We start from the raw sequence: 10,624 nt of genomic DNA, 5'->3' as shown, positions 1-10,624 counted from the left end.
CATTTTCCTGCTGAAGAACCAGGAAAGCGCCACCAAGATCCCCAATGCGTTTGTGCCCAAGAACATGCACAACCATGGCAACTACATTATCAGCCTGGGTAACCTGTGCCGCTGGCTTGCCGAGCAGGCGGAAGGCCTGGGCGTTGAGGTCTATCCCGGCTTTGCCGCCGCCGAGACCATCGTTGAAGACGGCCAGGTAAAAGGCATTATCACCGGCGATATGGGCGTTGCCCGTGACGGTTCCGAAAAAGACGGCTATATGCCGGGCATGGAACTGCGCGCCAAGTACACTCTCTTCACTGAAGGCTGCCGCGGTCACCTGGGCAAGCGCCTGATAAACGAGTTCAATCTGGACGAAGGCAAGGACCCGCAGCACTACGGTATCGGTATAAAGGAACTATGGGACATTGATCCGGCCAAACACGAGCCTGGACTAGTGGTTCACACCACTGGCTGGCCATTGAAGGAAACCGGTTCCACCGGCGGGTCTTTCCTGTATCACCTGGAAAACGGCCAGGTCTACGTGGGCCTGATCACCGACCTTTCCTACAGCAACCCGCACCTGAGCCCGTTCGATGAATTTCAGCGTCTGAAGCTGCATCCTGAGATCAAGAAACACCTTGAAGGTGGCAAGCGTGTTTCCTACGGTGCCCGTGCAATCACCAAAGGCGGCTACAACGCCCTGCCGAAGATGAGCTTCCCGGGTGGCCTGCTGCTCGGCTGTGACGCCGGCACTCTGAATGGCTCCAAGATCAAGGGCTCCCACACGGCCATGAAGTCCGGCATGCTGGGTGCCGAGGCGGTTTTCGAGGCGCTGAAAGACGGCAAGAGCGGTGAGGAAATCACCAGTTTCCAGAAGAAGTTCGAAGGCAGCTGGCTGTTCAAGGAACTCTACGCCGAGCGCAACTTCGGCCCGGCCATGCACAAGTTCGGCAACGTGGTTGGCGGTGCCATCGCCTTCTTCGAGCAGAACATCCTGCGTGGCAGCCTGCCGATCACGTTCCATGACACCACTCCGGACTACGCCACCCTTAAGCCTGCGGCGGAGTGCAAGAAGGTGACCTATCCCAAGCCGGATAACACCCTGACCTTTGACCGCCTGTCCTCGGTGTTTATCTCCAACACCAACCATGAGGAAGATCAGCCGGTACACCTGAAGCTGACGGATCCGGAACTGCCGATTCGCGATAACCTGCCGAAATACGACGAGCCTGCGCAGCGTTACTGCCCGGCGGGTGTGTACGAAGTTGTCGAGAAGGATGACGGCAGCGGTAAGCGCTTCCAAATCAACGCTCAGAACTGTGTTCACTGCAAGACCTGTGATATCAAGGATCCTGCCCAGAACATTAACTGGGTTACTCCGGAAGGGGGCGGTGGCCCGAATTATCCGAATATGTAGGCGACACCAAACCGTAAGATATAGCTTGTAATTACCCTTTTCAAAGGAGGCTCCATAAGCCTCCGTGACTTCCTACTGTGTGTCCATTTTGATTCAATCAAGCGATCCTAGAGAATCAGAGCATCTTAACCGCTTGCAAAGAAATTGGTGACAAGGCCTCTCCGTCAGAGATTGCGTATTCCTTTATCTGGCGCTTCATTTCCCTGGCCCAGAACTTAGTAAGATGTTGTGCAACAAATTGAATCGCCTCTTCACGACACTGCGTTGGCGCATTAATGCTGATTTGATTAACCATCTTAACTAAATGTGTCGTTTGATCACTGCTCACATTTATTTACCCCGATAAATTGCCAAATTCTACTCAATGCTTGCGCGTATAAATAACGTGCCTTCCCGGTCTTGCAAAGCCGATCAGAGTCATTCCGGCTTCTTCGGCCCGGCGAATTGCCAGTGCCGTGGCTGCCGAAACAGCAACCAGACAGCGAATGCCTACGCTCGCGCTTTTCTGGACCATTTCGAAACTGGCCCGACTTGAGATGAGCGCGAAGCCGTCGTTGAAAGCGTTGGGGCCATACCGAGCAATCCGCGCACCAATGAGCTTGTCCAGAGCATTATGCCGACCGATATCTTCCCGGATCGTCTGAATCATGCCCTCGCTGTCACACCAGGCAGCCCCATGGGTAGCCCCGGTTTCAGACTGCAGGGGTTGATGCTGCCGTAGTCCATGAAGGGCAACCTGAACAGATCGATTGTGGGGAGAAGTATGATTGGGCACCTCTTGAATAGGACGAACCGCTTGAGAGAGACTCTCGGTGCCACACAGCCCGCAGCCTGTTCGACCGGCCATGTTTCGGCGCTGCTCCTTCAATCGTGCAAAACACTCGCCTGCGACATGCATCTCCAAGGTGATGCCCTGTTTACCAACCCCCACGTCAAGCTGGAAGAGTTGCTCCGGGCAATCAATAATCCCCTCGCTTAAGCTGAACCCAAGACCAAAATCTTCCAGGTCGGAGGGCGAAGCCATCATCACAGCGTGAGAGATGCCATTGTAGACCATAGCTACCGGAACCTCTTCTGCAACCTGATCACTATGCGGAGTGCCCTCAATCCCGCCGCAAACATCGACCGTCGTTTCGAATACGGTCGAAGGAAGAGCTTGCTCCTGTGTCCCAGGCTCCATCACCGCATCCTCAACCTTACTCAAAGGAAGCGACATCGGAGCGCTCCTCTTCGCCTGCCTTTGAATCCAATAACTGATGCTGGCGCTCGTCGAACTGCGCAAAGTGCCGCTGCCACGCGGATGGCTGACTAACCTTCTCTACCTGCACCGCCGTGACCTTGTACTCAGGGCAATTGGTGGCCCAGTCCGAACTATCAGTGGTAATAACATTGGCACCGCTGCCCGGATGGTGGAAGGTGGTCCAGACTACCCCGGGCAGCATGCGGTCACTTATTCGCGCCCGCAAAACCGTCTGCCCTACGCGACTTGAAACGCCTAGCCAGTCGCCTTCTCGAACACCGCGCAGTTCGGCGTCACTGGGGTGGATTTCCAGAACGTCCTCGCTGTGCCACTGGCTATTTTCAGTCCGCCGGGTTTGTGCGCCCACGTTGTACTGACTCAGGATACGTCCGGTCGTAAGCAACAGCGGGAACTTACGATTAGTTTTTTCCTCGGTAGCAACATACTCGGTGACCGCAAATTTGCCCTTGCCGATCGGGAAGTCGAGGGTGTGCATGGTAGGGGTTCCATCAGGGTGCTCGTCGTTACAAGGCCACTGGATACTACCAAGATCGTCCAGCCTGTCGTAACTGACTCCTGTGAAGGTCGGCGTCAGCCGAGCAATCTCGTCCATAATCTCGGACGGATGGTTGTAATGCATCGGATATCCCAACGCATTGGACAACGCCATGGTGACTTCCCAGTCTTCCATCCCGGCCACTGGCGCCATCACCTTGCGCACCCGGTTAATCCGTCGCTCGGCGTTGGTGAAGGTGCCGTTCTTTTCGAGGAAAGTGGAGCCCGGCAGCAACACATGAGCGTACTTGGCGGTTTCGTTCAGGAAGATATCCTGCACAATCAGACAATCCAGCGAACTGAGTGCCGCCTCCACATGCTGGGTGTTGGGATCGGACTGGGCAATATCCTCGCCCTGCACATACATGGCCTTGAAACTGCCGGCAATGGCGGCATCAAACATGTTGGGAATTCGCAGGCCCGGCTCGTTGTCTATGACCACATTCCATGCATCCTGGAACTTGGTCCGTACCGCCGAATCGCCCACATGCTGGTAGCCGGGCAGTTCGTGAGGGAAGGAGCCCATGTCGCAGGAGCCCTGAACGTTGTTTTGTCCCCGCAGCGGGTTCACCCCCACACCTTCACGGCCAATGTTACCGGTGGCCATTGCCAGGTTGGCGATACCCATCACCATGGTGGAGCCCTGGCTGTGCTCGGTGACACCCAGGCCATAGTAGATGGCTCCATTATCCGCTTCGCCATACGCCCGAGCGGCCTGACGCACCAAGTCGGCAGACACACCGGTGACCACCTCCAGGGCTTCCGGAGAATGGCGTTCCTCGGCAATGAAATCCCGCCACTGGTTGTATTGTTTGAGCTCACACCGGCTTTCGATGAACCCTTTGTCTTCCAGCCCCTCGGTCACAATCACATGGGCCAGCGAGTTGATCATCGCTACGTTGGTACCCGGACGTAACGGCAGGTGAATGCCTTCAGTGCCATGGGGCGTTGTCAGCAGATCGATGCGGCGCGGATCAATCACGATCAGTTTTGCGCCCTGGCGAAGACGCTTGCGCATCTGGGAGGCAAACACCGGGTGGGCATCGGTAGGGTTGGCACCGATCACCACTATGGTGTCGGCCTTCATAACGGAATCAAAGGTCTGTGTTCCCGCGGATTCGCCCATGGTGGTCTTCAGACCAAAGCCGGTGGGGGAATGACAGACACGTGCACAGGTGTCTGTGTTGTTGTTGCCGAACGCCGCGCGAATCAGCTTCTGCACCAGATAGGTTTCCTCATTGGTACAGCGGGAAGACGTAATACCGCCGATGCTTTCCCGACCGTATCTTGCCTGGGTGTCTTTGAGCTTCTTGGCAGAAAACTCAATGGCCTCTTCCCAAGTCACAACTTGCCAGGGGTCGTCGATCGACTCCCGGATCATTGGCTCCTTGATCCGGTCCTTGTGAGTGGCATAGCCGAACGCAAAACGCCCCTTCACGCAGGAATGACCTTGGTTGGCATCGCCACCCTTGTAGGGAACCATGCGCACCAATTGGTCACCTTTCATTTCTGCCTTGAACGAGCAGCCCACACCGCAGTATGCGCAAGTAGTGACCACACTGTGCTCTGGCTGGCCAGCGTCGATCACGCTCTTTTCCATTAATGTGGAGGTGGGGCAGGCCTGCACGCAGGCACCGCACGAGACGCACTCGGAATCCATGAACGGATCGTTCTGTCCGGCAGACACCTTGGAGTCGAAACCACGGCCGTCGATGGTCAGGGCAAAAGTGCCCTGCACTTCCTCACAGGCGCGTATGCAACGGGAGCAGACAATGCACTTACTGGGGTCGAAGCTGAAATAGGGGTTGGAGTCGTCCACCTCCGCATCGAGATGGTTCTCACCCTCAAATCCATAACGGACTTCCCGAAGCCCCACGGCGCCGGCCACGTCCTGCAGTTCGCAATTGCCATTGGCCGGACAGGTCAAGCAGTCCAACGGGTGGTCTGAAATATACAGCTCCATGATGTTGCGCCGGAGCTTCGCCAGCTTGGCGTTCTGAGTGGTGACAGTCATGCCTTCGGACACCGGAGTGGTACAGGAGGCCGGATAGCCTCGTCGGCCCTCGATCTCCACCGCGCACATGCGACAGGAACCGAAGGCTTCCAGGTTGTCCGATGCACACAGCTTGGGAATATTGATACCCGCCAGGGTGGCTGCCCGCAGTACCGAGGTTCCTTCTGGCACGGCGATATCGGTGCCGTCTATGGAGAGGCTGACTAGAGTTTCTGAATTACTGGGCGGCGTACCATAGTCGATATTGGGATTCAGGCCGCTCGTGTCGGGATCAAAATATTGCAGCATTGTTATTGCCTCCACTCGCGTTGGTCAGGCCGTCAGGTCGTCCGGAAAATATTTCATCACACTCTGTACAGGGAATGGGGTCATACCGCCCATGGCACATAGGGAACCATCCACCATGGTCTCGCACAGCTCCTCCAGCAGAACCAGGTTGGCCTCCGGGCTCTCGCCAGCACGAATTCGGTCGATCACTTCGAGACCACGCACTGAACCGATCCGACAGGGTGTGCACTTTCCGCAGGACTCCACGGTGCAGAACTCCATGGCGAACCGAGCCTGCTCGCCCATATCCACCGTGTCATCAAAGACCACCACGCCGCCATGGCCGATGCCTGCGCCAAGTTGGGCAAAGGCTTCGTAATCCATCGGCGTATCCCACTGGTTTTGCGGCATGTAGGCCATCAGCGGGCCGCCCACCTGAACCGCTTTCATGGGGCGGCCAGTGAAAGTGCCACCACCGAAGTCTTCCAGGATCTCTCTCAGGCTGACCCCGAATGCAAGTTCGATCAGACCGCCCCTTCGAATGTTGCCCGCCAACTGGATGGGCAGCGTACCCCGGGACTTACCCATTCCGTAATCAGCGTAGGTCTGGCCGCCTTTTGCAAGAATGAATGGCACAGCGGCGAACGACAGTACGTTATTGACTACTGTAGGCTGGCCGAATAGCCCTTTGATCGCAGGCAGGGGCGGCTTTGCGCGAACCAGGCCGCGTTTGCCTTCCAGACTTTCCAGAAGCGAGGTTTCCTCACCGCAGATGTAGGCGCCCGCCGCTAGCCGCACTTCCAGGTGGAAGGCACGACCGCTGCCTCTGACATCCCGGCCCAGATAACCTTCGGCTTCGGCACGACTGATCGCGTCATTCAGAATACGGTGAGCCACAGGATATTCCGAACGCAGATAAATGAATCCCTGTGTCGCCCCCACTGCCAGCCCGGCGATGGTCATGCCTTCAATCAGCATGTAGGGGTCGCATTCCATGGCAAGCCGGTCTGCAAAGGTTCCGGAATCTCCCTCGTCGGCGTTGCAGACAATGTACTTCTGTTGCTGCCAGGGCTCATCGTGTACGGTCTGCCACTTGATGCCGGTAGGAAAAGCAGCGCCACCGCGACCGCGCAGACCGGAAGCCTTCACTTCATCTACAATTGCCTGAGGCGACAGGGAGACGGCCTGCTCCAGACCGACGAATCCGCCGTGGGACCGGTAGTCTGCAATCGACAGCGGATCCGTGATGCCAATGCGGGAGAATGTCAGCCTCTGCTGGAGCTTGAGGTAAGAAATGTCTTCCACCATGCCAAGGCATAGCGGATGGTCAGACTTTCCTTCGAACAAACCGGCATCGACAAGCGCATCAACGTCATGCGCCTCTACCGGGCCGAAACCAATGCGGCCCGAATCGGTTTCAACTTCTACCAACGGCTCCAGCCAGAACAGTCCGCGGGAACCGTTGCGCACCAACTCGATCTCAAGGCCACGGGCATTGGCATGACGCTCTATTAACTTTGCCACCTTGTCCGCGCCCATCGACAATGCAGTGGTATCACAGGGCACGTAGATTCTTTTCAACATAATCAATGCCCCTTCGCTTGCACAAAATCCAGTGCAGTGGTGGTGAGCTCGTCCACCAGGCGATCAAACTTCTGCGGGGTTACCCGACCATGAATGTCATCGTTAACACGGATCGAAGGTGCGCAAGCGCAGTTACCCAAGCAATAAACCGGTTCGAGGGTAAACTCGTTGTCCGAAGATGTACCGTGATAGTCCACTCCCAAGCGGGCTTTGACATGCTCTTCAAGTGTTCGCCCCCCCATGGCCTGACATGCTTCCGCGCGGCAAACATGAACCACTCTGCAACCTACCGGATGGCTCCGGAAGTGGTGATAGAAGCTGATAACCCCATGCACTTCAGCCCGGCTCAACTGAAGCTTCTCTGCGATAATTGGGACAGAACTCTCCGGGATATACCCAAAATGATCCTGCACAGAGTGGAGAATAGGCAAAAGTGCCCCGGGCTTATGTTTCAAGCCTTCAACTATCCGCTCGATCATGACTGACATCTCTCTCGCTATGCCTAAGGCGATGGAGTTAAAATTCGCACCGCATATATGCACACCTGTTCTTATTTAGTAGTATTAAATGCAACAAAAGAACCTTATCACTCATTAAAAAGAAGCCCAATATGCATGGCTATACCTAAACTTTCTGTTTTCCCAGCGTGGGCTATCCATACAACTCATGCCAGCCAACTCGACCCTGCGATATTTCCTCTCCTACAAGCGGTTCGGGAGACAGAAAAGCTAACTGAAGCCGCAAAATTTGCAGGGATATCATATCGCCATGCCTGGAACCTGCTGCACCAATTAGGCGAAGCTTTGGAGTTTCCCATCGTAGTACGGCAAAGAGGCAGGGGGACTCGATTATCGGATCTTGGGGAACGGGTGTTACTGGCCGAACAAAGAGTTAGAGCGCGGCTTGGCCCTCAGCTCGACAGCATGGCTTCAGAAATTAATGATGAGATTCAAAAAGTGGTGGCTGGGCGCAATGCAGTACTTCGGATTAATGCCAGTCACGGCTATGCCATATCACTGCTACCTCAACACAATGACCAAGTTGAAATTAACCTCCAATACCGAAACCCTCAGGAAGCACTGCTTGACTTGTTGAATGGTCGATGCGATATCTCAAGTTTCCACTTCCCAACGTGCCCATTTCTGGCCAAGCGTGTTCTAGATCACTATGAGAGCGAGTTAAACAGGGCTCAATTGAAATTGATTCGGTTTGTTAAGCGTAAGGAAGGCTTAATGATGAAACCGAGCATCGGCCCCTTAAAGTCTCTTAAAGAGCTAACGGAGTCTAATGCACTGTTCATTCGTCGCGATACGCATTCTGGGACGCGCATCCTATTCGACTTACTTATGGAGCGAGAGAAGCTGACCCTAGGTGCAGTGAACTGCACATCGCATTATGAATACACTCACACCGCCATTGCCGCCTGTGTAGCTGCTGGCATGGCAGATGTTGGTTTCGGAGTGGAAGCTGCGGCGAATCAATTTGGACTTTCTTTCTCAGAGCTTGCTGAAGAACACTACCTTCTAGCATGTCGAGAGGAGAATCTTAAACTTGAGACTGTTCAAGATCTGATCGGCTTAATCCAATCAAAGTCGGTCTTGGATTCGGTAGAAAACCTACCGGGCTACTGTCCCGACTCGCCCGGAGAAATCACAACCTTCGATGAGCTCTTGAGCGAGAATCAAGGTTACGTTCCGAGCAATCATGTTGCCCCTTGACGCCCGAATACAGACGTGGTCAGACGGATAGACCATAGCGGCAAAAGATCACGAATATTTGAAGAAGCCCGGGGCAATATCAAATTTAAGAGATGGTGGGATGGGGCCGAGCATCGCCCCTAATCCTCAAGAACCGAACTGCCAAATTGAACTTTCCTGTCTGATTTTCAAGTTCCTTGGCATACCTCTCAAGCGAGTCGCTTATACCATCAATAGCTCTGGAGCGATCGGCACTCAGGCCGGCCAGATCATTAATTTGAGTGATGTTCTGGTTGATCTTTTCAACCACTTCGGTTTGTTCCTCTGTTGCAGATGCCACACTGGCGTTCATCTCTACCGGCTTTTTCTGGCTCAACTGACTGGAGGCCTTACTGAAAAGTGCGCATTGCGGCTCTGTTCTTGCCAGACCGTTTCGCGAGGTACATGGTTTCATCAGCCACCATCAGGGCTTTATCGACTCGACCGGGTGTTTCATTGAAGGTCACCACGCCAAGTGAAAACGTCACCGGCCAGTCATTCTTCTTCATCTTGTTCTCCAGGGTCTCGACCAGGCGCGGGATAAACTTCCTGGCCGCGTCGAAATCCGTATCAGGAAGCAACACCGCAAATTCGTCGCCACCGATGCGTGCCGGGAAGTCGCCGCTACGAAGGCCAGACTTGAGAGTATCCCCCACGTCTATGAGCACTTTGTCTCCCTCTGCATGACCGTAGTCATCGTTAATCGGCTTGAAGTTGTCCAGATCAATACTGATTAGCGAGAAATGTCGACCGTAGCGAGTAAGACGTTCGATGGAGCGCTCAAGCTCTGCCCGAAAGCTCCGAATGTTAGCAATCGACGTAAGGGGGTCTGTCCGGGCAAGCAGTCGTTCCTGATCCAGTTCATTCCGTAACCCGGTCACAAGGTAACGCTGCTCAGATACATCCTGACAAATCGCCAGGGTGTAACTTCCGCATGCCAACGTAATCTGCCTCAGAATAATAACGATGGCGAAGCGTGTCCCGTCCCCTCGCACAGCCTCCAACGCAGAATTCGCGATCCGTGACTCCTTCTCTGGAGATTTATGAAAGCTCGCCATTTTATCATCGTGACCTTCCCGCTTTTCGACTGGAATGAGTTCCCAGACATGCTTTGCGTGGAAGCTATCACCGCTGGATTTGAACACACGTCTGGCCATTTCATTAGCAATAAGGATTTCACCGCGATCGTCAACGACAAGGGCCGCTTCGGGAAGAGTATTAAGAAACCATTTGTAATCGGAAAGAATAGGCAGGTTGTCAGGATTCAAGAACTGGAACTCACAGGTGCTGAAATCAGCACGAAACAAAGACGACGGGAACGAAAAGAAGCGGCGATTATATAGGCTTCAGCCCAAAACATGGTCAATCATTGACCATGTTTGACAGGAATTTACGAGTAGTATTCGTTTTTGCTCCTAGGATGTAAGTCCAAATTGGCTGAACTATGTCCAATTCAACGCAGCTGCAACCGGACAAAATTCAGGTAGTTGTTTAAGTAAAACTGGGCGAGTAAAGTACGAAATCAAGGGTACAGGGCAGCGGTCGTTTTGGTAGTTTTTTGGCAATCTCAACCAGACAACCCTGTGCCCGGATTCGGCCTAAATCGTGTAAATATCGGTATTAAAAGGGTTTTTCAAAAGGCCGAACTTGAAACGTAACCGCTTGAACCGCCTCACTTTACATCGATTAACCCCCAGTTAAAACACCATGGTAGGCTGCACTCCGGAGGCAAAGGTCATAGGTTCGAATCCTATCGGGCGCGCCATTATTTTCAAAGGCTTGCGTGAAAACGCAGGCCTTTTTTATTTGGCTGTGTCCAAATTGTGTCC

9 protein-coding genes are annotated in these 10,624 nt (G+C 54.1%); 2 read left to right on the top strand and 7 right to left on the bottom strand.

Annotated elements, in window-relative coordinates; genetic code table 11:
- Window positions 1–1,399 (top strand): electron transfer flavoprotein-ubiquinone oxidoreductase (locus ACESMW_RS17120; RefSeq protein WP_372988202.1); only part of this gene is annotated, 1,399 nt, incomplete at its 5' end.
- A gap of 115 nt (window positions 1,400–1,514) precedes the next feature.
- On the opposite strand, the gene ACESMW_RS17115 is transcribed toward ACESMW_RS17120, so the two are convergent.
- From ACESMW_RS17115 to ACESMW_RS17095, 5 genes are read right to left on the bottom strand one after another with little or no spacing between them, the layout of a single operon-like run.
- Complete coding sequence (locus ACESMW_RS17115) at window positions 1,515–1,727, bottom strand: formate dehydrogenase subunit delta (protein WP_041646015.1); 213 nt, start codon at window positions 1,725–1,727, stop codon at window positions 1,515–1,517.
- Window positions 1,728–1,760: 33 nt separating this feature from the next.
- Window positions 1,761–2,615, bottom strand: coding sequence for a formate dehydrogenase accessory sulfurtransferase FdhD (gene fdhD, locus ACESMW_RS17110; protein WP_138440136.1), 855 nt, complete (start codon window positions 2,613–2,615; stop codon window positions 1,761–1,763).
- A complete protein-coding gene (fdhF, locus tag ACESMW_RS17105; RefSeq protein ID WP_372988201.1) occupies window positions 2,596–5,496 on the bottom strand; it encodes a formate dehydrogenase subunit alpha in 2,901 nt (966 codons plus the stop codon). Before fdhF ends, fdhD begins: the two co-directional genes overlap by 20 nt.
- Window positions 5,497–5,520: 24 nt before the next feature.
- Window positions 5,521–7,059 carry a formate dehydrogenase beta subunit gene (locus ACESMW_RS17100; protein ID WP_372988200.1) on the bottom strand — a complete coding sequence of 513 codons (1,539 nt, stop codon included), beginning with the start codon at window positions 7,057–7,059 and terminating at the stop codon, window positions 5,521–5,523.
- Window positions 7,060–7,061: 2 nt separating this feature from the next.
- Entirely contained in the window at window positions 7,062–7,538 is a 477-nt protein-coding gene (locus ACESMW_RS17095) for a formate dehydrogenase subunit gamma (protein WP_138440133.1), read from the bottom strand.
- 135 nt (window positions 7,539–7,673) lie between these two features.
- On the opposite strand from ACESMW_RS17095, the gene ACESMW_RS17090 reads away from it, so the two are divergent.
- Window positions 7,674–8,777 carry a substrate-binding domain-containing protein gene (locus ACESMW_RS17090; protein ID WP_228264064.1) on the top strand — a complete coding sequence of 368 codons (1,104 nt, stop codon included), beginning with the start codon at window positions 7,674–7,676 and terminating at the stop codon, window positions 8,775–8,777.
- A gap of 85 nt (window positions 8,778–8,862) precedes the next feature.
- Here the strand turns inward: ACESMW_RS17090 and ACESMW_RS17085 are convergent, their stop codons facing one another.
- Both ACESMW_RS17085 and ACESMW_RS17080 read right to left on the bottom strand, forming a co-directional pair.
- On the bottom strand, window positions 8,863–9,132 hold the full coding sequence (locus tag ACESMW_RS17085; RefSeq protein WP_138440131.1) for a hypothetical protein: 270 nt from the start codon (window positions 9,130–9,132) through the stop codon (window positions 8,863–8,865).
- Window positions 9,133–9,145: 13 nt separating this feature from the next.
- Entirely contained in the window at window positions 9,146–10,063 is a 918-nt protein-coding gene (locus ACESMW_RS17080) for a GGDEF domain-containing protein (RefSeq protein WP_372988199.1), read from the bottom strand.
- Window positions 10,064–10,624: the final 561 nt, after the last annotated feature.

This window comes from Marinobacter sp. (genome assembly GCF_041690455.1).
Classification (GTDB): Bacteria; Pseudomonadota; Gammaproteobacteria; order Pseudomonadales; family Oleiphilaceae; genus Marinobacter.
This window is presented reverse-complemented; position numbering and strand designations above follow the sequence as displayed.

Excerpts from the sequence above, each read along its gene's own strand:
- fdhD (WP_138440136.1), bottom strand. The coding sequence starts at position 2,615 with ATGTCGCTTCCTTTGAGTAAGGTTGAGGATGCGGTGATGGAGCCTGGG.
- fdhF (WP_372988201.1), bottom strand. The coding sequence starts at position 5,496 with ATGCTGCAATATTTTGATCCCGACACGAGCGGCCTGAATCCCAATATC.
- ACESMW_RS17100 (WP_372988200.1), bottom strand. The coding sequence starts at position 7,059 with ATGTTGAAAAGAATCTACGTGCCCTGTGATACCACTGCATTGTCGATG.
- ACESMW_RS17095 (WP_138440133.1), bottom strand. The coding sequence starts at position 7,538 with ATGATCGAGCGGATAGTTGAAGGCTTGAAACATAAGCCCGGGGCACTT.
- ACESMW_RS17090 (WP_228264064.1), top strand. The coding sequence starts at position 7,674 with ATGGCTATACCTAAACTTTCTGTTTTCCCAGCGTGGGCTATCCATACA.